Annotated in this window: 17 protein-coding genes, 2 rRNA genes and 2 pseudogenes; 11 read left to right on the top strand and 10 right to left on the bottom strand. The window is 67.1% G+C overall.

Translation table 11 applies throughout. The features are described 5' to 3' along the window. Nucleotides 1-258: 258 nt before the first annotated feature. Nucleotides 259-1,332: an acyltransferase family protein gene (locus QNO21_RS01960; protein WP_257519708.1), complete on the bottom strand. Its 1,074-nt coding sequence runs from the start codon at nucleotides 1,330-1,332 to the stop codon at nucleotides 259-261. Between the two features lie 405 nt (nucleotides 1,333-1,737). Here QNO21_RS01960 and QNO21_RS01955 point away from each other — a divergent pair. The 10 genes and pseudogenes from QNO21_RS01955 to QNO21_RS01910 form a co-directional block, all read left to right on the top strand. Further along, nucleotides 1,738-1,992, top strand: a pseudogene (locus QNO21_RS01955) (response regulator transcription factor); the annotation flags it as partial. Continuing rightward, nucleotides 1,990-2,488 (top strand): annotated as a pseudogene (locus tag QNO21_RS01950) (GDP-mannose 4,6-dehydratase); the annotation flags it as partial. The pseudogenes QNO21_RS01955 and QNO21_RS01950, both read left to right, overlap by 3 nt. Before the next feature lie 152 nt (nucleotides 2,489-2,640). Continuing rightward, nucleotides 2,641-3,951 (top strand): UDP-glucose dehydrogenase family protein, encoded by a 1,311-nt coding sequence (locus QNO21_RS01945; RefSeq protein ID WP_257519709.1) that lies wholly within the window; start codon nucleotides 2,641-2,643, stop codon nucleotides 3,949-3,951. 148 nt (nucleotides 3,952-4,099) lie between these two features. After that, entirely contained in the window at nucleotides 4,100-4,909 is an 810-nt protein-coding gene (locus tag QNO21_RS01940) for a response regulator transcription factor (protein ID WP_257519710.1), read from the top strand. Between the two features lie 29 nt (nucleotides 4,910-4,938). Further along, nucleotides 4,939-6,594: a sensor histidine kinase gene (locus QNO21_RS01935; RefSeq protein WP_257513497.1), complete on the top strand. Its 1,656-nt coding sequence runs from the start codon at nucleotides 4,939-4,941 to the stop codon at nucleotides 6,592-6,594. Then, on the top strand, nucleotides 6,591-7,718 hold the full coding sequence (locus tag QNO21_RS01930) for a hypothetical protein (RefSeq protein WP_257519711.1): 1,128 nt from the start codon (nucleotides 6,591-6,593) through the stop codon (nucleotides 7,716-7,718). The genes QNO21_RS01935 and QNO21_RS01930 overlap by 4 nt, the downstream gene beginning before the upstream one ends. A 4-nt stretch (nucleotides 7,719-7,722) precedes the next feature. After that, entirely contained in the window at nucleotides 7,723-9,519 is a 1,797-nt protein-coding gene (locus tag QNO21_RS01925; RefSeq protein ID WP_257513495.1) for a DUF4012 domain-containing protein, read from the top strand. A 118-nt stretch (nucleotides 9,520-9,637) separates the two neighbouring features. Continuing rightward, nucleotides 9,638-10,192, top strand: coding sequence for a cell wall protein (locus QNO21_RS01920; RefSeq protein ID WP_285178409.1), 555 nt, complete (start codon nucleotides 9,638-9,640; stop codon nucleotides 10,190-10,192). A gap of 43 nt (nucleotides 10,193-10,235) precedes the next feature. Then, nucleotides 10,236-11,270 (top strand): glycoside hydrolase family 6 protein, encoded by a 1,035-nt coding sequence (locus tag QNO21_RS01915; RefSeq protein WP_257513494.1) that lies wholly within the window; start codon nucleotides 10,236-10,238, stop codon nucleotides 11,268-11,270. 79 nt (nucleotides 11,271-11,349) lie between these two features. Further along, a complete protein-coding gene (locus tag QNO21_RS01910) occupies nucleotides 11,350-12,315 on the top strand; it encodes a response regulator transcription factor (protein WP_257519712.1) in 966 nt (321 codons plus the stop codon). 19 nt (nucleotides 12,316-12,334) lie between these two features. Here the strand turns inward: QNO21_RS01910 and QNO21_RS01905 are convergent, their stop codons facing one another. The 3 genes from QNO21_RS01905 to QNO21_RS01895 form a co-directional block, all read right to left on the bottom strand. Further along, nucleotides 12,335-13,786, bottom strand: a complete 1,452-nt coding sequence (locus QNO21_RS01905) for a glycosyltransferase family 2 protein (RefSeq protein WP_257519713.1) — start codon at nucleotides 13,784-13,786, stop codon at nucleotides 12,335-12,337. After that, nucleotides 13,783-14,556, bottom strand: coding sequence for a fructose 1,6-bisphosphatase (locus tag QNO21_RS01900; protein WP_257519714.1), 774 nt, complete (start codon nucleotides 14,554-14,556; stop codon nucleotides 13,783-13,785). Before QNO21_RS01900 ends, QNO21_RS01905 begins: the two co-directional genes overlap by 4 nt. A 197-nt stretch (nucleotides 14,557-14,753) precedes the next feature. Further along, entirely contained in the window at nucleotides 14,754-15,362 is a 609-nt protein-coding gene (locus QNO21_RS01895) for a hypothetical protein (RefSeq protein WP_257513490.1), read from the bottom strand. A 238-nt stretch (nucleotides 15,363-15,600) separates the two neighbouring features. Between QNO21_RS01895 and QNO21_RS01890 the strand changes: the two genes are divergently transcribed. After that, nucleotides 15,601-16,179, top strand: coding sequence for a hypothetical protein (locus tag QNO21_RS01890; RefSeq protein WP_257513489.1), 579 nt, complete (start codon nucleotides 15,601-15,603; stop codon nucleotides 16,177-16,179). A gap of 319 nt (nucleotides 16,180-16,498) precedes the next feature. On the opposite strand, the gene QNO21_RS01885 is transcribed toward QNO21_RS01890, so the two are convergent. The 6 genes from QNO21_RS01885 to QNO21_RS01860 form a co-directional block, all read right to left on the bottom strand. After that, nucleotides 16,499-17,197 carry an endonuclease/exonuclease/phosphatase family protein gene (locus QNO21_RS01885; protein WP_257513488.1) on the bottom strand — a complete coding sequence of 233 codons (699 nt, stop codon included), beginning with the start codon at nucleotides 17,195-17,197 and terminating at the stop codon, nucleotides 16,499-16,501. Nucleotides 17,198-17,303: 106 nt separating this feature from the next. Beyond that, a complete protein-coding gene (truA, locus tag QNO21_RS01880) occupies nucleotides 17,304-18,170 on the bottom strand; it encodes a tRNA pseudouridine(38-40) synthase TruA (protein ID WP_257519715.1) in 867 nt (288 codons plus the stop codon). A gap of 35 nt (nucleotides 18,171-18,205) precedes the next feature. Continuing rightward, nucleotides 18,206-19,051 (bottom strand): universal stress protein, encoded by an 846-nt coding sequence (locus tag QNO21_RS01875; RefSeq protein WP_257513486.1) that lies wholly within the window; start codon nucleotides 19,049-19,051, stop codon nucleotides 18,206-18,208. A gap of 152 nt (nucleotides 19,052-19,203) precedes the next feature. Then, a complete protein-coding gene (locus tag QNO21_RS01870) occupies nucleotides 19,204-20,226 on the bottom strand; it encodes a GNAT family N-acetyltransferase (protein WP_257519716.1) in 1,023 nt (340 codons plus the stop codon). A gap of 187 nt (nucleotides 20,227-20,413) precedes the next feature. Beyond that, nucleotides 20,414-20,530, bottom strand: a 5S ribosomal RNA gene (gene rrf, locus QNO21_RS01865). A gap of 106 nt (nucleotides 20,531-20,636) precedes the next feature. Beyond that, nucleotides 20,637-23,742, bottom strand: a 23S ribosomal RNA gene (locus QNO21_RS01860). Nucleotides 23,743-23,877 lie beyond the last annotated feature (135 nt).

Genomic DNA, 23,877 nt, shown 5'->3' with positions numbered 1-23,877 from the left:
AAAGCCGCGCCGGTCGTTAGCGCCCCGACGAGCATCCAAAGGGGGGGGGGTCCACGTTCCGGATGTTATTGCCCTCCTCACTGTGAGCGCACAGCCAACTAATCCCGCAGTTCGCTGCTTGGACGAACCGGTCCAGCAAGACTCCTTCCATCAGGGTTCTTTTCCTCCAACACGACGGCATGACGATCGTGTCGGACAGCACCTAGCGACTCGCTACACGGGTCGCAAGCAATTACGAGGCCCGCACCCGGGCAATGCTCACGAAGGATTGGCGCGCGACTCTAAAACGGCATCCCGAGGCGCAGGGATGCCGTGATAGGCCCGTTGCCCCAGGAACGCCCAACTGATCCACCGGACGCGGCCGAAGGTCATTTCGAACAGGATAGGAAGCGCGAGCCCAGCGACGAGACATGCCACAAAGACAACGGGCTCGGATTCGACGCCGACACGGGCAAGCGCCATTCGCGTGGGGGCAGTGCCGAACACATGAAATAGGTAGATCGCGAACGAGAAGTAACCGAGGCGCGCGAGAGGAGCCCAGCTAAGCGTGTCTCGGAACATGAAGAGGGCGCTGATTCCCGATACGCCGAGCCCCAAGGAAAGAACATCGGAGAGCGCAGGGTTTAGCGCGATGGCACCGGCCACATCAGCAGCACGGAGGCAGATAAGCAAGACGGCAACGGCGAGCATTCCCCAACGCACGCTCCCGCGGTCCCAGTACCGAGAGACTCCATAGCCCAGGAGGAAGAAGGGAAGAAGTCGAAGCGCTCCAGTCAGCGAGAAGAAGTCCCACTCGTCCGGGACCTGCACTGCGAGGAACAGGGCGGACGCGAGCGCGATAGCCAGGACCACTCGCCACGGGGTCCTGAGTACGCCCAGGGCATCGAGCATACCCGCGAGCAAGAAGATCAGGAGGATTGCCTGCAGGAACCAGAAGTGGCCGAGGCCGTAAACGTAGAGCTTCCAACCGTCTTCAACGCCGCCCTCGGCGTTGGTCCCAGGGGTCAGTGACTGGAGAATCACGAATATCGTTCCGACGCTAACGAGCGGCACCATGAGCCTGCGCATTTTGCCCCGCACGAAGCGGCCATACTGATCGATGTCCCGCAGCGGTCGCAGCCCATAAACGAACCCTGACAGCGCCGTGAACAGTGGCATACGCAAGTCACTGAACAGGGCGTACCCATAGCGCCACGGGGAATCGTCATCGACCAACATGCCTGACGCAGAGGTGCCTCCGATCACATGGCCAGCGACCATGAAGATGATCGCGAGGCCCCTCAGCGTGTCGACCGATATGTCCCTGCCCTTGGCTAGCTTCTCATGGGTCACAACGCACGACGCTACCGCACACCGCCAATCCCAGCATTTCTCCTAATGAGCACGACGTCCCCCGCCCGAGGGACCCCGGGTCGGAAGGATGCTAGAGGACGAGCACAAGTGGGCGGTGACCGTCCTCTCCTCCGAGCGACGGTCTCGCCACAGGGGCACTCAGAGCAAGTTCGAATGTTTCCCCGTTGTCCAGCCCGAGTCGGCAGCCTCCGCACCGACTTAGGGAGGGCCATTCCCGTCTGCGCCATGCGCCGCCGAGCGCAGCCCCTTAGGAGGAGACCACCGGGCCCTCGAGATGAAACCGCGGCACCGACTCGACGCGCACCGTACCTCTGTCGCCGCCATCTGGCACAATCGGTCGTGGATGGGCGCCACGGGCTCCCGTTCTGCCGGTGAGGGGGACACATGGCGCAGATCAACGCATCGCCGCGGGCGGTGGTCATGGACGACGACGACGACGTGCGGAACCTGCTGGTCGAGATCCTCACCAGCGCGGGATTCACGGTGAGCGCAGCCGACAACGGCACCGACGGCCTGGCCGCGGTGCTGGCCCACGACCCCGTGCTCACCACCATCGACATCTCCATGCCGGGGGTCGACGGCTTCGAGACCGTCCGCCGCATCCGCGCCCAGGGCTCTGACACCTACATCGTGCTGATCACCGGCCGGACTCTAGGGAGTGCCTTAACTAAGCGCGAACTCATCATTGGAATCACCGGACAGGGCGGCTCCTACCTGGCCGAGTTGCTGCGGTCGAAGCGGTACCAGGTGCACGGCTTCATCCGTCGCACGTCGACCTTCAACGCGTCCCGAATCGACCACCTCTACCTCGATCCGCACGACCCCGAGGGAAGGCTCTTCCTGTACTACGGCGACCTCAGCGACGGCGCCGGCCTGGTCACCCTGATGGCCGAGATCAAGCCCGACGACGTCTACAACCTCGCGGCTCAATCACCTGTCCGTGTGTCGTTCGACGAGCCCGAGCACACTGCCGAGACCACTGGTACCCGGCACTACCCGCGCGCCCCCCACGCGGCGGCAAAGCTCTACAGCTACTGGATCACCGAGAACTACCGCGAGGCCTATGACATGTTTGGGGGTCAACGGCATCCTGTGCAATGCGCAACCGGATAGCAGGGCTGAGCGCCGCGCCACACCGCACCATGCGCCGCCAATCGGCGCCCTCATTCCTCGCAACAGGCCGAGGCGCCATCCCACAACAGCCGATCGAAAAGTTCGAACCCCTATGAGAACCGTTCTGGGGCCGTCACCCGGACGGTCCCGCTCACCGAGCCCTTGAGGAATCCCATGCGTCTGTCTGTCATCGGTTGCGGTTACCTCGGCGCTGTTCACGCGGCAGCCATGGCGTCAATCGGCCACGACGTGGTCGGCATCGACGTCGACGAGCGCAAGATCGAGACCCTGTCACGCGGCGAGGCGCCGTTCTTCGAGCCCGGTCTGCAACAGATCCTCACCGAGGGCATCGCGTCCGGAAGGCTGCGGTTCACCACCGACATCGCCGAGGCGCGCGGCGCGGCAGTGCACTTCGTGGGCGTGGGGACTCCGCAGCAGAAAGACGGCTACGCCGCCGACCTCACCTACGTCAACGCGGCCGTCGACGCGCTGATCCCGCACCTGAGCGAAGGCGACATCGTCGCCGGCAAGTCCACGGTGCCGGTGGGTACGGCTGCCACCCTGGCGGAACGCGTCGACCCGACGGGGGCGACGCTGGTGTGGAACCCTGAGTTCCTGCGCGAAGGCTTCGCGGTGCAAGACACCATCGATCCTGACCGCCTGGTCGCGGGCGTGCCCGCCGGTGCGGCCGGCGAGCACGCCGCCCGCCTGCTCCGCGAGGTGTACCACCCGTCGGTCGCCAAGGGCACCCCGTTCATCGTCACCGACCTGGCAACAGCCGAGCTGGTCAAGGTCGCCGCCAACGCGTTCCTGGCCACGAAGATCAGCTTCATCAACGCGATGGCCGAGATCGCCGAGGTCACCGGCGCCGACGTCACCACCCTCGCCGACGCGATCGGCCACGACGCCCGCATCGGCCGCCGGTTCCTGGGCGCCGGCATCGGCTTCGGCGGTGGCTGCCTGCCCAAGGACATCCGCGCGTTCGCCGCCCGCGCCGAGGAACTCGGCCGGGGTGAGTCGGTGGCGTTCCTACGTGAAGTCGACGCGATCAACCTGCGCCGCCGCGACCGTGCCGTCGACCTCGTCGTGCAGGCGCTCGGCGGGTCGGTGTTCAAGAAGAACGTCACGGTGCTGGGCGCGGCGTTCAAGCCGCACTCCGACGACATCCGCGACTCCCCCGCCCTCGACGTCGCCGTGCGACTGCACGGCCTGGGCGCCTGGGTCACCATCACCGACCCCGAAGCGATCGACAACGCCCGCGCCCGGCACCCGCAGCTGAACTACGTCGAAGACCGCGACGAAGCCCTTCGCGGCGCCGACGCCGTGATCGTCGTCACCGAGTGGGATGAGTACCGCCGGCAGCTCTCGCCCGAACACGCGGCATCCCTTGTCGCGGGGCGAGTGATCATCGACGGGCGAAACTGCCTTGATCCGGTGGCCTGGCGCGCCGCCGGCTGGGACTACCACGGCATGGGACGGCCGTAGCAACCTACGCCTTCGAGCACGTCACCCACCCGCGCGCATCGCCCCCGCGGCGCCAACTCGTCCCGCACCCTACCTCTGTCGCCACCATCTGGCACAATCGGTCGTGGACGGGCGCCAACGGCTCCCGTCCTGCCGGTGAGGGGGACACATGGCGCACAACAACACATCACCGCGGGCGGTGGTCATGGACGATGACGACGACGTGCGGAACCTGCTGGTCGAGATCCTCACCAGCGCGGGATTCACGGTGAGCGCAGCCGACAACGGCACCGACGGCCTGGCCGCGGTGCTGGCCCACGACCCCGTGCTCACCACCATCGACATCTCCATGCCGGGGGTCGACGGCTTCGAGACTGTCCGCCGCATCCGGGCCCAGGGCTCTGACACCTACATCGTGCTCATCACCGGCCTCACCGACGAGGCCGATGTCGTGATGGGGTTCGGTGTGGGTGCCGACGACGTGGTGACGAAGCCCTTTCGCGCGCGCGAGCTGCGGGCCCGGCTGCTGGCCATGCTGCGCCGGCCCCGCTCCGCCGGGCGCGAGGAACAGACGCCTGCCTCCCCCGGCGAGCGCGCGGCATCCGCCCCGAAGGGCCTGCCCGACACCGTGCGTCTGGACGGACTCCTGCTCGATCGCGACACCCGCACGGTCACGGTCGACGACCAAGACGTCACGCTCACCCGCACCGAGTTCGAGCTGCTGGCCACCATTCTCGAGTCGGGGCGCCGGGTGCGCAGCAAGGCCGACCTCGTGCTGACCCTGCACGACGAGACCTACCTCGATCCGGCCCGTGTCAGCGATGCCGACGTGCGCGCCATCGAGGCGCACATGACGAACCTGCGCCGCAAGCTGGGTGACAGCGTGCAGCAGCCGCGGTACATCGAGACGGTGCGCGGCGCCGGCTACCGCGCTGTGGCCGGTCACGCAGACGACACCGAGGGCGCCGGCGACCGGTAGTGGTCGAAGCGTCTGGATACACTGACCGAATGGCGGTCGCCCCCCAACGCTCAGCGCCGCCGCGCAACGACAGCGCGCCCAGCACATGGAACAACACCAGAACCCGCTCCATCTGGCAGTGGCAAATGGTGCTCGCCGTCGCCGTCGCGGCGATCTCGGTCGTGGTCGCGCTCTTCACCCCCCAGACCTTCGCGCAACCCGCGTTCGGCGTCGGCGTGGTGCTGCTCGTCGTGATCAGCGCCCTCACCCTCGTCGTGCCCTGGCACCGGGTCGGCCGGGCAGCGGTCGCGCTGGTGCCGGGCCTCGACATCGTCGCCATCGGGCTCATCGCGTCGACCGGCGACGGAGAGCTGTCGATTCTCTGGGTGTTCCCCGTCGCGTGGTTCGCCACCTACTACACCCTCCCCTGGATCGTCGCCGCACTGTGCGAAATCGCCGTGCTGCTGGCCGTCGACACCCTGTCGACCGCGATCACCCCCGTGCGCACACTCCACGTGGTGGTGGTCCTCTTGGCGCTGCTGTTCATCGGCGTCACCATCGCCACCGGTTCCCGCCGCACGCGTGCGTTCAGCCGGCTGCTCGAGCGCCAATTCAGCCAGCTCGCCCGCACCCTGCGGCGCGTCGAGGCGCAGGAGAAGCGCGCGATGGCGCTGTTCAACTCGATCGACACCGCCCTCGCCCGCGTCGATCGGCGCGGCGTGGTGCGCAACGCCAACCACGCCTACCAGCGGCTGTACTCCGTCGACAACGTTTCGCACGCGCACCCTTCGGCTGCCGTGGAGTACGACGGTCACCGCGGCGAACCGCTGCCGCCCGATCAGACCCTGATCGCCCGCGCCGCACGCGGCGAGCTGTTCGAGGCGTGCCGGGTCTGGCTGTTCGACGCCGCCGGGCACTGGCACACACTGGATGCCACGACGTCGGCCGTCGACTCCACCCCCGGGGAACCCGAGGTGACGCTTCTCAGCATTCACGATGTGACGGCCACGGTCGCCGCACAACAGGAGAAGAAGACCCTCACCAGCGTCGTCTCGCACGAGTTGCGCAACCCGCTGACCGCCATCATCGGTCATGTCGACCTGCTGCTGGACCGTGAAGACCTGCCCGCCGATGTCAAAGAGAAGCTGACTGTGGTCGAGAACGCCGGTCAGCGCATGGAGCGTCTCATCGCCTCGGTGCTCGAAAGCTACAAGCCCGCTCCTCCCGCAGCTCAGACGGTCGATCTGCAACGGGTCACCACAGCCTCGATCGATGCTTTCCGGCCGGCGGCGCAGAACACCCAGCTCACCGTCGACGCCGCCCTCGACCCCGGGCTGCTCGTCACCGGCGATGCGTTCCGCCTGCGGCAGGTGATCGACAACATCGTCGGCAACGCCGTGAAGTACACCCCCCGCGGCGGGCACATCCGCGTAGACGCGCGGCGCGTCGGCGACGAGATACGCCTGGCGGTCACCGACACCGGCATCGGCATGGCTCCCGCCGACATCGACCGCGTGTACGAGCCGTATTTCCGCGCGCAGACCGCACGCGACAGCGGCATGCCCGGCACGGGCCTGGGCATGGTGATCACCCGCGAGATCGTGCACGAGCACGGCGGTCGCCTGGAGCTCACCAGCGCCCTGGGCCGAGGAACGACGGTCGTGGTCAGCCTGAAGGCCCACGACGAAGAAGGGACCTTGCAATGATCGATCCGATGATCGGGGTGGTGTTCGTCGCCCTGGCCACGGTCAACGCCGCCGTGATGATCGGCCTGGGCTTTCTTCACCGCCCCAGTCAGGCCGGGGCTGTCTGGGTCTTCTCCTTCACCCTCGCGATGGTCACCGCCTACGGCTGGGTCGCCGCCGACGCCACCGGATCGCTGGCACTGCGTGCCGGGTGCGCCGGGGCGCTGCTGGGCTCGACGATGTTCGTCTGGACGGGGCTGCGCACCTGGCGAGGAGCCCCGCGCACATACACCTGGGTGGCCGCGGCGCTCACGGTGGTGCTCTGCGTCGTGCTCCCGCTCGCCGCGTCGGCCGGCGGCTTCGGCGTGGCCTTCCGCTTCGCGTTCGCCCTCGCGGCCCTCGTCGCCGCTCTGACCCTCGTCGAGCTCGTCCGGGCCGGGTCGCGCCAGCGGCACAAGATCATGCCGCTGGCGCTCGCCTCGGCCGGCTTCATCGTGCTGGCGGCCGTCTACATCGTCGAGGGGCTCATGCAGGGCGCGCCGGCACCCGGCACTGACGGACTGCAGCTCATGCGGGAGCTCAACTCCATGACGGCGATCCTCTACGGTCAGGCCGCCACGGTCACCCTGCTGCTGCTCACCCGCGAGGGCGCACCTGCTCCCCGGGTCACCGCGGCCGAGACGCCGTTCTGCGCCGTCGCCCGGGATCGGCTGCGCCGCGCCGAGGCCGTGGGGGATCGCTGGTGGTGCGTGCTGGACGTGCGTCTCGACGACCCGGGCGACCTGCGCGAAGCCTTCAGCGCCACCGAGTTCGCCCGCATCGCCGACCGCTTCGCCCGTGACGTCCGTGAGACGCTGCCACCCGACGCCGACGTCGACGTGCGGGACGAGACCCGCGTGGTCGTGCTGCTGCCGCGCCCCGAGGGGGCCGTGCGGCAGTTGCTGTCGCGCCTGCTCGACCAGGTCGCCACCCCCGACCCGGGCGAGCCCGTCGCGGTGCGGAGGTCGGCGAGCATCGGCTGGGCCAGCGTCGAGGCGGTCGGCTACGACCTCGACCACCTGTTGGATGCCGCGCAAGCTGCAGGCGCCGACGCACAACGGCACGGGGGAGATCGCTGGGAGCGGGTTGCCGCGCCCGTAGGGTAGTCGAGTGACCGCTGACGTGCTGCCCCGCCCCGCTCGCATCGCGGGACTCGTCTTCGCCGGCCTGCTGGGAGCGCTGCTGGTGGCATCCGTCGCCGCTGCCGCGTGGATCGGGCTGCGGGGCCTGGCGGCCTATCAGCATCTGCGTGCCGCCGAGGCGACCGTGCGCGAAGCGGTCGACAGCCTCGACGACCCCGCCCTGGCGAGCGGCCTCATCGCAGACCTGGCGCGTGAGACCGGCGCGGCGCGCGACCTCACCGGCGACCCGGTGTGGCGCGCGGCCGAGCACCTGCCGTGGGTGGGGCCGCAGCTGGCCGCCGTCTCGACCATCGCCGTCGCCGCCGACGACGTCGCCGGCGACGCGCTCGCCCCGCTCGCCGAGGTGGCCTCGACGTTCAGCCTCGACCAGCTGCGCCCTGTGGAGGGCCGCATCGACACGACGATGCTTCACACCATCGCCGATTCCGCCCGGGTCGGCGCCGACGGCGTGGCCGCCGCCGCGGCAGCGGTCGATGCCATCGACGAGACGCTGCTGCTCGCCCCGGTGCGCAGCGCCACCGCTGAGGTCTCGGACCTGCTGCGCACCGCCACCACCGCCACCGACGCCCTCGCCCGCGCCACCGTTCTGCTGCCGCCCATGCTCGGTACAGACGGCGAGCGCGATTACCTCATCGTGTTCCAGAACAACGCCGAATGGCGCTCGCTCGGCGGCATCGTGGGGGCCATGGCAGTGGTGAACGCCGCCGACGGGGCGCTGCAGCTGGTCGCGCAGGGATCGTCGAGCGACTTCTCCCGCTACGACGACCCCGTGCTGCCGCTCGCCGAAGATGTGCAGGCCATCTACGACACCCGCCCCGGCAGATGGGTGCAGAACGTCACGCAGGTGCCCGACTTCTCGGTGGCAGCGCCGCTCGCCCGCGAGATGTGGCTGCGCGAGACGGGGCAGGACGTCGACGGCGTCATCGCGATGGATCCCATCGCCCTGTCGTACCTGCTCGAAGCGACCGGCCCCGTCGCCCTGCCGACGGGCGACGTGCTCAGCGCCGACAACGCGGTGCAGCTGCTGCTGAACGACGTGTACCTGCGCTACGAGCGGCCGAGCGATCAAGACGACTTCTTCGCCGCAGCTGCGGCGACCGTATTCGACGCCATCGCCGCCGGGGGCGTGGACCCCGCTCAGATGGTGACCGCCCTCAGCCGCGCCGGCGACGAGCGTCGGCTGCTGCTGTGGAGCTCGGTCGAAGCCGAGCAGGCCGAGCTCTCGGGCACCACCCTCGCGGGCGGCCTGCCGAAGACCGACGACCAGACCGCGCGGTTCGGCGTGTACCTCAACGACGGCACCGGTTCGAAGATGGACTACTACGTGTCTGCACAGACCGACCTGTCGTGGGAATCGTGCAGTCTCGACGGCCGAGGGCTCGCCACCGGCGAGGCCACCCTCTCGCTCGTGCTCGCCAACACCGCGCCGGCGGATGCCGCCACCTCGCTCCCCTGGTACATCACCGGCGGCGGTAACTTCGGGGTACCAGCCGGTACCGCCCGCACGGTCGCCTACGTGTATCTGCCCGAGGGATACGAGCTGACCGATGCCGTGCTGTCGCTCGACAAGGGCTTCGGAGGCGGCACCCACGACGGGCGCCAGGTGCTGTCATTCGGCGCCGATCTCGCGCCCGGGGAATCGGTGACCGCGACCATCTCGGTGCGCTCCCCCGAGCCCGGCGCCCCCACCGTCGTCGCCGAGGTGACCCCGACCATAGACCGCAGCGTGCCGACGTCGGTTGTCTCCCACTGCCCCGCCCCATAGAGTCGATCCGAAGGCGTCGTGGCCGAGCAACACCGAGCCTCACGCCTTTCGGTCATGTGTGCACCCTTCGGTATGCGCGAGCTGCAACCCCCCAACGCATCGGAAGAGATACCACCCCGTGAAGCGCCCCCTCGTCCAGACCCTCACCGTCGCCGCGGTCGCCGCCACCTCGGCGCTGGCCCTGCCCGCCGCCGCACAGGCCGCAGCCATCTACCCGCCGTCGGATTCGTGCGCGGTCTCGCCCGCCACCGCCGGCGCCGGCGAGTCGCTCGACTTCAGCTGCAACGCCGCCACATTCAGCGCCAACGAGCCGGTCACCATCACGGTCACCGGTGAGAACGGCGCGGGAGTGACGTTCGGGGCGGCCTTCGTCAAGTTCGCCATCACCACCGGCAGCACCACCACGACCTCCACCGACACCGGGGCGCTCGAGCCGATCACCATCACCCTGCCCAGCGACGCCCGCGGGGTCTACAACATCGCCGCCATCTCGCCCACATCGGCGGGCGGTGCCGGCAGCACGACCGTCGGCACCGGTGGGGCGGGCTTGGCCACCACCGGCGGCGACGCGTCGCAGTTCGCGGGCCTGTGGCTCGGCGGGGGCGCACTCGTGCTCGCCGGTGCCGCCGTCGCCGCCGGCGCCGCCGTACGCCGCGCCCGCTCCCGCGCCTGACGCGGGGAACGGGGCGCCGCCCGGTGGACGGTAAGGTCCTCGTGTGCCCCTCGCTTCCGCCCCGCCACCGCGCGGCGCCCGGCGACGTCGTCGCCTCTCCCGCGGCCTCGCCATCGCGATCGTCGCGATCGTGGTCGTCGTCGTGCTCGGCGTGCTCGCCGCCGTCGGCCTGCTCGTGACCCGGGCGGTGCAGGCCATGAGCGCCCACCCCCCGGGCGTGGGCACCGCACTGATCGTGGCATCCGATTCGAAGGCTGCGGTGGCCGCCGACGACCCCCAAGCCACCGACGACGAGCGCGCCGCCGCCGCCTACCTCGCCCGGCAGCCCACCGCCTACTGGCTGACCCCTGAGCGCGATCCCATCGGCGAGGTCTGGGACCGCATCGGGCACCTTGCCGACCAGGCGCGCCAACAGGATGCCGCTCTCGCCGTGGTCGTGTACGGCCTGCCTGGGCGCGATTGCGGCAGCTTTTCGGCCGGTGGGCTCGACGAAGACGACTACGCCACCTGGACCGGCGAGATCGGGCAGGCGCTCGCCAACGCCGGCGACCTGCAGCGCATCGTCGTGCTCGAACCCGACAGCCTGGCCCTCGCGCCCGAGTGCCGCAATCTCGACGAGCGCACCCGCCAGCTGAGTACCGCCGTCGACCGGCTGCACGGGGACAACACCTGGATCTACCTCGACGCCGGCCACGCCACCTGGCACACGCCGGCGGACATGGCCGCGATCATCGCCGAGACCGGCCTGCTCGAGCGCGTGCGCGGCTTCGCCACCAACGTGTCGAACTACAACTCCGCCGACTCCGAGTTCGATTACGCCCACGCCCTCGCCGCCCGACTGGGCGGCGGCCACGCCCTGATCGACACCTCACGCAGTGGCGCCGGCGGGAACGGCTCGTGGTGCAACGCCTCTGGGCGTCTGATCGGCGAGCCGGGCGGAACCTACGGCGACGACGTCGTCGACACCAATCTGTGGATCAAGCCCCCGGGCGAGAGTGACGGGCCGTGCAACGGCGGTCCGCCCGCCGGGCAGTGGTGGCCAGAGGCCGCGGTGGACCTCACTCGTCAGGCGCGCTGACCGCCTGCGCCCCGAGTGCAGGGCCGACCCGGCGCATGTGTAGCATGAGGGACACCCCCCTGCCCCCCGAGGTCTGCTCATGAGTGATTCCGTCACGCCCGCCAAGACGGCGGTCATCGTCGAGGACGATCCCGACATCCGCCATCTGCTTGCCGAGGTCCTCGAAGCGATGGGCTTTTCCACCGTCTCGGTCGGCAATGGGCTCGACGGGGTGCGGGCGGTGCTGGCGTACCAGCCCCTCATCACGACACTCGACGTCACCATGCCCGGCATCGACGGGTTCGAGGCGGCCCGCCGCATCAGAGCCCAGAGCGACACGTACATCATCATGCTGACGGGCCTCGAAGACGAGGCTGACGTCGTGCTGGGCTTCGGTTCGGGCGCCGACGAGTACATCAACAAGCCCTTCCGCCCCCGCGAGCTGCGCGCCCGCATCGATGCGCTGCTGCGGCGCCCGCGCATCGGCGGCAACCCGCCCGCCGCCCCCCGGCAGGACCAGGTCGGCCCGTCTTTCCCCGGCGCCCGGCCGGGGACCTCGAGCATCCCGGTCCAGCGGCCCGCCGCGGAGTACGCCGCCGCGCCCGCGCGGGCGGCCACCATCCCGCCGCCCGCGCCGGACCAGCGCACCATCGTCATGCAGCCCAGCGCGAGCTCGTCCGGCGGCACCGACGTCGTGCGTCACGACGACACCGCCGCGCTGCGCCCGGAACCGGACGTGCTCGTGCACCGCGACCTCGAGGTCGACCCCGACACCCGCATCGTGGTGGTCGCCGGCGCGCAGCTCGAGCTCACGCGCACCGAGTTCGACCTGCTCTCCACGCTCATGGAGTCCAAACGCCGAGTGCGCAGCAAGGCCGACCTCACCCTGGTGCTGCGCGGCGAGTCGTACGTCACCAGCTACTACGTCGGCGACGCCGACAAGCGCGCGATCGAGGCGCACATGACCAACCTGCGACGCAAACTGGGCGACAACGCCGCCAACCCCCGGTACATCGAGACCGTGCGCGGCGTCGGGTACCGCATGACCTCCGAGTCGCTGGCCTGAAGCCCACCCGTCTGGGCGATCAGACCTTGTAACCCTGGTGGCGGCGCAGCAGCTTGAACACCATGGTCAGGGTCTGCAGCACGGTCACCACGCCCACGATCGGCCAGCCGACCCACAGGATGGTCGACTGCACCACCGGGCCCAGCATCGACCAGATGACGCTCATGGCCACGATCACCGCGATGAGCAGCACCAGCGGCATCCAGTGCGCCGAGCCGCCCCCGCGCTCGGCCTTGGCCTGCATCGCCCAGTTGTCGACCTTCTTGCGCGAGAGGAAGCGCGTCCACGACCGCAGGAAGTGACTGATGCGGATCCACATGAAGACCTCGGCGGGAACCATCAGTCCGGCGAAGGCCACGTCGCGGCCGTTGCGGCTGTTCATCGTGTAGGCGATGCGCAGGTTCAGCAGCACCGCAACCACCGGGGGGATCAGCCACAGCGGCGAGAAGACGAACGCCCCGATCGACAGCGAGCCGGCCAGCAGGGTGAGAAACGCGACGCGCACGAACAGGTTCGTGAGCATGCCGAGGTTCTCCCACCACCGCAGCCGCAGGTTGGGGTGGAACGGCTGCCCCTTGGTGTCGCCGCGCTGCCCGGGCCACATCAGCTCGATCGAGCCGTAGGTCCACTTGACCTGCTGGGCGTCGTAGCCGCGCAGGGTGGTCATTCCGCCCACGTCGGCGCGGGCATAGGGGCTGATCTTGGTGAGGTACCCGGCGCTCTTGATCTGCAGCGACAGCAGCGAGTCCTCGACCTCGCTGTCTTTCACCCATGGGCTGGTCTGGTGATTGGCCTTCATCACCTCGCGCAACGCCGTAGTGGAGAAGATCGAGAACTGTCCGCCGAGCACCGCCATGTTGCGCCCGCGCAGCAGGTTCTGCAGGTTGAACGCGGCGAATTGGGTGCGCTGCCCGGCGATGAGGAACTTGCCGACGAGCCCCTTGATCGGCCGGTCGTCGATCGAGTAGATCGCCGAGATGCCGCCGATGCGCGAGTCCGACACCGCCTCGGTCTCGAGGTACTCCACCGCGCGCGGGTCGGCCACCGTGTCGCCGTCGACACCCAGCAGATAGTCGTAGCCCTCGACCAGCGAGTAGCCGTAGTTGAGGGCGCCGACCTTCTTGTCGGGGTTCTTGCCGATGTCGTGCACGAACACCTCGGTGAACTGCTCACCGAGGTCGGTGGTGATCTCGTGCGGACCGGCGAACTCCGAGGCGATCTTGACGGTGGCGTCGGTGGTGTTGTTGACCACCACATGAATGACGTCCGGCACCCGCGTCTGCCCGAGCAGCGACTGCAGCACCGCGCCGATCGATTCCTCTTCGTTGTACGCCGGGATGACGCAGCCGATCGTGGAGCGGTGACCGGTGATCGTATCGAGCACGGCTGAGAAGTCGTCGCTGAACCCTGGGACCACCGGCTCGATCTCGCGCGGTGTCGGCCGGGGGTGACCGGCGTAGGGCGCGGTCACGGCCGCGGGCCCTGCGTGGGCGTGCCCGATTCCGAACCGGTCTCTGACCCGGTGGCGGTCTCGGGCTCGGCCTGCGGGAAGATGGCGATGGGCAGCTGGTGGTAGACCGTCTGCTGCAGGAACGACGTGTCGTCGTTGGCGGAGCCCTCGACCGAGATCGTCAGCTGGAACTGCAGAGTCACCCCGAACGTGTCCGGCGGCAGCTGGTGGATCACCGTCGCAGGCACGTGCAGCCCACCTTGAAAGCTGTTCAGCAGCAGGCCGCGTTCAGAGCGCAGCGTGTCGGTGGGGACGAGCGTGCGGGGGTCGGCGGCGAACTGGAACGGCGTCGAGACCTGGCCACCGGTCTGCGAGGTCTGCGAGGTGATGGCGATCTGGGAGACGTACACCCGGCGTTTCTCGGTGAGCACCGCCTTGTCGTCGACACGGTGGTCGTAGACGTTGACGGCGAAGCCGAAGGTCTTCTCGCCGATCGGCATCCACTCCCGCGTGCGCTTGGGATCGGCCGCCCACACGTCCAGGCGCACCTCGAGGTCGTCGGCGACGTCGGACGACAGCGACACCGAGCCGTCGTAGGTGAACTGGGACTCGAACTCCATGCCCGGGGTGGTCGTCTGCGACGGCTCGGGTCGGATCACCGCGACTCCGGGCTGGCTGCCGTTGAACGTGTCGAACAGCTGCGTGCAGCCGGTGAGCGACAGCGCGACGGCCGCGGTGAGCGCGACGGCAGCAGGCACGCGGGCAGAGCGGGCCAAGGGGGGAACAGCCATGAGGGCACCGGTTTTCGGGGGGCGCGTGTGAGTGCGCAGTCGGATGCCGCCGGGGGGTCCCCGGTTCGGGTCGGGGAGGGCGGTCTCAGAAGCCTAGGATGCGGCCACACGGCGGCAGAGCGAAGTCGCACCTCTCAGCGGAATCTTGGGGATTCCTTGCGCCGGCGAGCGCCCGCCCCGCCCTGCGGGGCGCCTGCTCAGCCCTCGGAAGCGGCCGCGATGGCGATCGTCAGCACATCGGTGGCGGTCTGCTTGGCGAACTCGTTGGACGTGGGGGTCGTCTGCACGAGGAAGTCGAAGGTGAACTGCACCGTCACCGACGTTGCCCCCGCCGGCACCGCCCCGACGTTGAAGGTCTGCGAGTAGCTGTACGGGCTCAGCACGAGGTAGCCCGGGCTCACGGTGGCGGCATCGGCCTGCGCCTCGAGCGCCTCGAAGGTCTCGGCGGGGCCGGTCGGGACGGCGATCATGCTCGCCTTCTGCAGGTATACCTTCTGACCGTCGTCGGGGGTGACCGTCGTGACCATCGATATGCTGATGGGTTTGATCGCTCCGGCCGTCCATCGGTCCATCGACAGATCCGACCAGTAGTCCACGGTCGCCGCCACTGCCCCCGCCTGCAGGTCGCGCTGCGTGCTGCCGCTGGAGAGGTCGTTGGGCACCGGTGCCGCCACGGCTCCCGTGGCGTTGGCTTCAGGCTCAGCCTGGGGACCGGTCCACGGCGCGGGGCCGCAGGCGGTGAGCGAAGCCAGCGCGAGAATGGCCGACACGCTCACGGTCGCCACGCGGAAGCCGACTCTTGGCATGTCATCTCCTGTCACCGGATCCGGGGGGACCCCGGCCACAGTTTAGGCGGCCGCCGCTTCGCTCTCGGACCGCTCGAAGCGGCCGCTTTTAACACAAACGAAACCAGCGAGAGTTGCGCCACACTGCCCAGTGCTCAATACTGGCTAAAGACGCCCCTATCAGATTGATATGAAACAGCTATCAAAATTGATGCGGGAGCACCTGCACGAGCAACCCCCCACCGAAAGCTAGGAAGCCATGAAGATCAAGTCGATCAAGGCGGCCACGGCGGCGACACTGCTCGCTGCAGCCCTCACCGTCGCCGTTCCCACCGTCGCCCACGCCGCGTACGTCATTCCGGAGGGCGACGTCAGCATCTCCTCCCCCACCGTCGCCCCTGGTGGCGTCGTGCAGGTCGCCGTCGAGGACGGCTACTTCGCCGGCGGCTCGACCGTCGACGTCTCGCTCACCGGCGAGAACGCCAATGGCGCCTCGCTCGCCTTCGTCAAGTTCGCCGTTCAGACCGCCGACCTCGGCTCGGTCACCGCGGCCGCCGACGGCTCCGTCAGCACCGGCGTGCGTCTGCCCAGCAACGCGGTCGGCACCTACACGATCGTGCTTTCGGGCGTGGACGCTGACGGCAACCCGGTCACCGCCAGCGTGTCGGTGTCCGTCCCCGCCGCAGGCGGCACGGGCGGCGAGACCCTCCCGACCACCGGTGGCGACACCTCCGCTCTTCTCGGCCTCTGGATCGGCGGCGGCGCCCTGCTGCTCGCCGGTGGCGGCCTGGCGGTCGCCAGCACGGTGCGTCGTCACCGCCAGCAGGCTGCTGTCTGACATACCCGTTCAGCGAGAAGCGCCCTCGGACTTCGGTCCGGGGGCGCTTCTTCTTTGCGGGTATCTTAAGGGTGCGCTGAGGCATCCCCAGTTCTAGCGCAAGGTTATCTAAAGACGCTCAAGGGCCCGTTGTGGACCGCTTCAATAGCCACGTGGCGATGTGGGGATTGCCTCGCCATGAGGATAGCTGTCAGCCGGCCGTGAAGTGGGGGTCTCCGGCCGGCTGCAGCTACCACGTGGGCGAGCGTGGCGTCGGGGGGCGCCACGCTGCCCACGTCAAACTCCGCACCCCGCGCCGCACGAAAACGGCGTCGTGCGGTCAGGCAGCGCCCTCGCTGGCGCGCATGACCGCCGATGGAGTGGCCGTCACGAGGATCGGCAGGTGGTCGCTGCGCCCCTGCGGCAGGGTCGTGACCCGCTCGATGTCGAAGCCGACCGACGTGGCGAAGTCGTAGTGGCCGCGGAAGAACTTGTACCGCGTGTACGTGCGCACGTCGCTGAGCGTCAGCTCGTAGCCCGCCTCGCGCACCCGCTGGCCCAGGTTCTCTTTGAACACGGGGTAGTTGTAGTCGCCGACCATGAGGATCGGCAGCGATTCGCCGAGGCTCGCCAGCTCGGTCAGCGCCGCCTTGATCTGATGGCGTCGCAGCGAGTTCAGCGCCGTCAGCGGCGCGGCGTGGAACGACGCGACGATGAACTCGCGGTTGTTGTCGATGTCGCGCAGGCGCACGCCCAGCATGCGCTCCTCGGCCGGCTTGAGCACGCGGTCGTGCAGCGACTTCTTCAGCGACATCGACCGCGCCTCGAGGGCGCGGAAGGTGTTGTCGCGGTAGTACACCGCCAGGCCCAGCCGATTGCGGTGCGTGGAGCCCGCCAGCTTCAAGCCGCCGATCTGCGGGGGCAAATCGGCGGTCACCGCCTCTTGCAGGCAGAGCACGTTGGCACTGTGGCGTTCGACCAGATCCGTCAGCTCGCCGGCGGCACGATGTTTACGCAGGTTGTACGAGATCACTCTCATGGTGATTCCAGCGTAGGCCCGCCGGCTGGCCGCCCGGTGACGGTTGCGCGTGCGTCGACTGGGAGGTATCCGACACCGCCCATGGTGCCGGGCGGGCGCAGTCGCGCTACTCCGCGTCGCGGCGGTTGCGGGTCTGCGCGGCGCGGGCGGCCAGCAGGTCATCGGCCGGATAGCCCACCTCGGTGAGCGTGAGCCCGCGCGCGGCGAGCACCTTGAACTCGCTGGTGCGCACACCCTCGTCGCGCAGCTCGACGACGTCGGCAGGGCTCAGTCGTCCCTCGCCCACCGCCACGCACGCCCCGACGAGAGCGCGCACCATGCTGTGGCAGAACGCGTCGGCCTTCACGTGGGCGATGAGCACGCCGGCCGCGTCGCGGTGCCACTCGAACTCCAGCAGCGTGCGGATCGTCGTCGCCTCGTCGCGGGGCTTGCAGTACGCCGCGAAGTCGTGAAGGCCCACGAGCGAGCGGGCGGCGGCATCCATCGCGGCCACGTCGAGGCTCGTGCGCACCGTCGTCGTGCGATGCCGCTCGAGCGGGTCGTACCCGGTGACCGCGTCGGCGATGCGGTACTCGTAGCGACGGCTCGTCGCCGAGAACCGGGCGTCGAACCCGTCCGGGGCGATGCTCGTGCGGCGTACCACCACGTCGGGATACTGGCCCAGCACCCCCGCGATGCGGCCGGCGAGGGCCGCGATCCGTGCGGCCTCGTCGGCGCCGGCCTCTGCGCTGTCGCCGCGCCCGCGACGGGCCTGCAGGCGGGCGGCCTGCGCCTCGGTCAGGTCGAGATGCGAGACCTGACCGGTCGCGTGCACACCGGCATCCGTGCGTCCGGCCACGACGAGCCGGGGCTCACCGCCCAGGATGCGCGCGATGGCGTCTTCGATCGTCCCCTGCACGGTGCGCAGCTGCGGCTGCCGGGCCCACCCGCGAAAATGCGTGCCGTCGTAGGCGATGTCGAGGCGAATGCGCACCACGACAGCCTACTCAGCACTCTCGCTCTCCCTGGTCAGCGGGTGACGACGGTGACGGTCGCGAGGCGCTGCAGCACCTCGTGGCTGACCGACCCGAGCAGGAACCGCGTGAGAGCGTTGCGTCCATGCGTGCCGATCACCGCGAGCTTGGCGGTGGCGGCCAGCTCGTTGATGACCTCCGAGGGGTATCCCTGCACGGCCTTCTCTTCGATCACCAGGTCGGGGTACTGCGACCGCAGCCCAGCGAGCGAGAGCGCCAGGCGCTCTTCGGCGGCCCGCTGCATGTTCGCGAGGTACAGGTCGGGGTAAACCATGGGGGCGGTGCGCGGAGTGACCACGGGCGTCCAGACGCAGACGGCGGTGAGCGGCTCGCCCAGTCGGTCCGCTTCGGCCGCGGCGAACTTGATCGCCCCTTCCGACACCGGCGAGCCATCGACGCCGACCACCACACCGCGGCGGTCGTGGATCTCGATGTCGGGCACGACGACGACCGGGCAGTGGGATGCCGCCACGATGCGGATGCCGTGCGCTCCGCGCGCGGGGCCGGAATCCGGTCCGCGGTAGTCGCTGCCGATCACCAGCAGCTCCGCCTTCTCGGATGCCTGCGCGAGCGTGGTGACGGGATTGCCGGCATCCACCCTCGTCGTCACCGGCACACCCGAGCCCGATACCCGATCCGCCTCGTCTTGGAGCATGCGGTTGGTCGCGTCGAGCACCACGTCCATCACGGCGCCTTCACCGACGGTGCCGATGGCCCCGCCCACGACGCTCACCAGCTCGACGCGGTGGTTGCGGTGATGTGCCGCGCGGTCCACGGCCCAGTCGACGGCTCTGCGGGCCGCGGGGGCACCCGTGACGCCCACGACGATCGTTTCGCTCATGTCATCCTCCATCGGATCAGTGCGCCTGCGGTCAGCCTACGGGGCGACGCCCCTGCGCGTCCCGGGGTCGGGCCGTTGATATTCGCGGGGGCGTTGCGGGAGGTCGCGGGTGGGGCGTCGCCGTCGCGGCATCCCGGCTGCGGCATCCGACCTCAGAACTCGCGCACGAGCACGCGCTCGCGTTCGGTAGCCGCGAATCCGAGGCGCTCGTAGAGCGAATGGGCGCCGGTCGGGCTCTCGGTGTCGACATCGAGCACGGCCTTCTCGAGGCCGGCTGCGGCCGCCGCCCGCAGCGCTTCGGCGATGACGAGCGGAGCCAACCCGCGCCCGCGGTGCGAGCGCACGACGCCGATGAGGTCGATGTACACGTGCGAGGCGCCGAGAGCTGCCCAGTCCTCTTCGTTGACCGAGCCGAGGCAGAACGCCACGATGCGGTCGCCGTCGAGGGCCAGTGTCGACAGGTCGGGGCGCAGCAGTGGGCCGCCCACGAACTTCTGCCAGGTCTCGTTCGTGCTGGGGAGGCTCCCCCAGTGGTCGCGAAAGGCGTCGTTGCGGGCCTCCAGGGCCTGCAGAGCGCGCTCGGAGCTGTAGGGCACGAGGACGATGCCATCGGGCACCTCGAGCGCCGGAACAGGCTGGGAGAGGTCGCGCTCCATGGTGGTGAACCAGCGCTGCACCTGCAGCCCGTGTCGCTCGAACAGTGTCGCGGCGTCATCGTTGGCGCCCTCGGCGTACGCGCGCACCGTGCCCGGGAGAGTCGATCCCGACTCGACGAGCCGGCGCAGTGCCTGCGAGTACTGCCACTGCACCACCTGCGCGCCGATGCCCCGCCGTCGCCACGCGGGGTGCACTTCGCCCGAGATGTCGACCTGCACGCGGAGCTCGCGCGACGGATGCACGATCGCGCTGCCGTACGCCACCGGGGCGCCGTCCGCGGCGAACCCGATGACGGTGTCGCGGCTGTGGTCGATGTGCGACATCTCGAAGGTGTCGGCGATCTCGTCGCGGGGCACCGTCCACGTGGGGTGGTCGACGCGGCCGGCGGCCGAGGCGATCCCGTGGATCGCGTCGATGTCGTCGGGGGTCGCCATCCGCCAGGTCGGGACGTCGGGATGCTGCGGCATCGCCGGGGCCGGTGCGTGGCCGATTCGGTCTGCAAGGGTCTGCTCAGTCACTACTTCACGCTATCGTCCCCGCCGAGTGAGTATTCGCGTGCGCGAGCCTTCAGCGGCACATTCGTGACGACCGAAGCGACGGGCGGATGCCGCATCTCACCGGCTCGCGTCGGCGGGCTCACGCCGCAAAAGCGTCGCGTTAACGAGAGAAAGCCACCCAACATTGGGTGGCTTTCTCACGGAAGAAGTCCGGCGGTGTCCTACTCTCCCACAGGGTCCCCCCTGCAGTACCATCGGCGCTGAGAGGCTTAGCTTCCGGGTTCGGTATGGGACCGGGCGTTTCCCTCTCGCTATGGCCGCCGAAACACTATTGATGTTTCAGTCTGCACACAACAAAAGATTGTTGTCATGCGGTTCTCGACCGTACATCGAGAACCACTCAGTGGACGCGTAGCACCTCAAACGGGTGTGTTATCAAGTCATCGGCTTATTAGTACCAGTCAGCTGCATGCATTGCTGCACTTCCACATCTGGCCTATCAACCCAGTAGTCTAGCTGGGAGCCTCTCGCCCGAAGGCATGGAAGTCTCATCTTGAGGCCGGCTTCCCGCTTAGATGCTTTCAGCGGTTATCCATCCCGAACGTAGCTAACCAGCGGTGCTCCTGGCGGAACAACTGGCACACCAGAGGTTCGTCCAACCCGGTCCTCTCGTACTAGGGTCAGATCCTCTCAAACTTCCTACGCGCGCAGCGGATAGGGACCGAACTGTCTCACGACGTTCTAAACCCAGCTCGCGTACCGCTTTAATGGGCGAACAGCCCAACCCTTGGGACCTACTCCAGCCCCAGGATGCGACGAGCCGACATCGAGGTGCCAAACCATGCCGTCGATATGGACTCTTGGGCAAGATCAGCCTGTTATCCCCGAGGTACCTTTTATCCGTTGAGCGACAGCGCTTCCACAAGCCACTGCCGGATCACTAGTCCCGACTTTCGTCCCTGCTCGACCTGTCAGTCTCACAGTCAAGCTCCCTTGTGCACTTACACTCGCCACCTGATTGCCAACCAGGTTGAGGGAACCTTTGGGCGCCTCCGTTACTTTTTGGGAGGCAACCGCCCCAGTTAAACTACCCACCAGGCACTGTCCCTGAACCGGATTACGGTTCGAAGTTAGATATCCAGAGTGACCAGAGTGGTATTTCAACAATGACTCCACACGAACTGGCGTCCATGCTTCAAAGTCTCCCACCTATCCTACACAAGCCACACCGAACACCAATACCAAGCTGTAGTAAAGGTCACGGGGTCTTTCCGTCCTGCTGCGCGTAACGAGCATCTTTACTCGTAGTGCAATTTCGCCGAGTTCGCGGTTGAGACAGTTGGGAAGTCGTTACGCCATTCGTGCAGGTCGGAACTTACCCGACAAGGAATTTCGCTACCTTAGGATGGTTATAGTTACCACCGCCGTTTACTGGGGCTTAAATTCTCAGCTTCGCCTTGCGGCTAACCGGTCCTCTTAACCTTCCAGCACCGGGCAGGCGTCAGTCCGTATACATCGTCTTGCGACTTGGCACGGACCTGTGTTTTTAGTAAACAGTCGCTACCCACTAGTCTCTGCGGCCTCCAAACGCTTTCGGAGCAAGTCCTAATACGTCGAAGGCCCCCCTTCTCCCGAAGTTACGGGGGCATTTTGCCGAGTTCCTTAACCACGATTCTCTCGATCTCCTTGGTATTCTCTACCTGACCACCTGAGTCGGTTTGGGGTACGGGCGGCTAGAACCTCGCGTCGATGCTTTTCTTGGCAGCATAGGATCACCCACTTTTTATCCGCATCGTGTCTCAGCCTTAATGAGTGACGGATTTGCCTATCACTCGGCCTACGCACTTGCCCCGGGACAACCATCGCCCGGGTTGGGCTACCTTCCTGCGTCACACCTGTTAATACGCTAACCGCACCAGCATGGGGTCGTGCGCTAGCTCCAACGTTCTCACCCCGAAGGGATCGAATCAGAGGAATTCGGGCACTTAGCACCACTGGATTAGCTTGGGCGGTTCTTCGCCGGTACGGGAATATCAACCCGTTGTCCATCGACTACGCCTGTCGGCCTCGCCTTAGGTCCCGACTTACCCAGGGAAGATTAGCTTGACCCTGGAACCCTTGGTCTTTCGGAGGACGTGTTTCTCACACGTCTTTCGCTACTCATGCCTGCATTCTCACTCGTGTAGCCTCCACGGCTGGTTCACACCGCCGCTTCGCTGGCCACACGACGCTCTCCTACCCATCAATACGGCTGGACCACGAAGGCCTACCAATAATATCAATGCCACAACTTCGGTGGCGTGCTTGAGCCCCGTTACATTGTCGGCGCGGAATCACTTGACCAGTGAGCTATTACGCACTCTTTCAAGGGTGGCTGCTTCTAAGCCAACCTCCTGGTTGTCTAAGCAACTCCACATCCTTTCCCACTTAGCACGCGCTTTGGGACCTTAGATGGTGGTCTGGGTTGTTTCCCTCTCGACTATGAAGCTTATCCCCCACAGTCTCACTGCTGCGCTCTCACTTACCGGCATTCGGAGTTTGGCTGACGTCAGTAACCTTTTAGGGCCCATCGGCCATCCAGTAGCTCTACCTCCGGCAAGAAACACGCAACGCTGCACCTAAATGCATTTCGGAGAGAACCAGCTATCACGAAGTTTGATTGGCCTTTCACCCCTATCCACAGCTCATCCCCTCAGTTTTCAACCTAAGTGGGTTCGGTCCTCCACGACGTCTTACCGTCGCTTCAACCTGGCCATGGATAGATCACTTCGCTTCGGGTCTAGGACATGCGACTGAATCGCCCTATTCAGACTCGCTTTCGCTACGGCTACCCCTCACGGGTTAACCTCGCCACATATCGCTAACTCGCAGGCTCATTCTTCAAAAGGCACGCTGTCACCCCTACTAAGGAGGCTCCAACGGTTTGTAAGCAAACGGTTTCAGGTACTATTTCACTCCCCTCCCGGGGTACTTTTCACCTTTCCCTCACGGTACTTGTCCGCTATCGGTCATCTGGGAGTATTTAGGCTTATCAGGTGGTCCTGACAGATTCACACGGGATTTCTCGGGCCCCGTGCTACTTGGGATACTCTTCGCGTCAAGAGAGGCATTTCGACTACGGGGTTCGCACCCTCTATGACCAGGCTTTCAATCCTGTTCGTCTATACCTTCTTGTAACGCCGACAATTCGGCAGAACTGTCTGAAAAGTCCCACAACCCCGAATACGCAACTCCTGCCGGATATCACACGTACTCGGTTTAGCCTGTTCCGGTTTCGCTCGCCACTACTAACGGAATCGCGGTTGCTTTCTCTTCCTGTGGGTACTGAGATGTTTCACTTCCCCACGTTCCCTCTACCCGCCCTATATATTCAGGCGGGAGTCACTGGGTCGGCACGCCGCCCAGCGGGGTTTCCCCATTCGGAAATCCTCGGATCAAAGTGTGCTTATCCACTCCCCGAGGCTTATCGCAGATTGCTACGTCCTTCTTCGGCTCCAGATGCCAAGGCATTCACCGTTTGCTCTTAAAGACTTGAAAATCACATGAGTTTGAATCAAAACTCGCAACCCAGGCTGCAAGAGCCTGGATCAGAAATTGACTAATGATCTTTAAGATCATCGATCGAAACAATCCCGAAGGATCATCTCGAAGATGCTCGCGTCCACTGTGTAG

Source organism: Microbacterium sp. zg-Y818, assembly GCF_030246905.1.
GTDB lineage: Bacteria > Actinomycetota > Actinomycetes > Actinomycetales > Microbacteriaceae > Microbacterium.
This window is presented reverse-complemented; position numbering and strand designations above follow the sequence as displayed.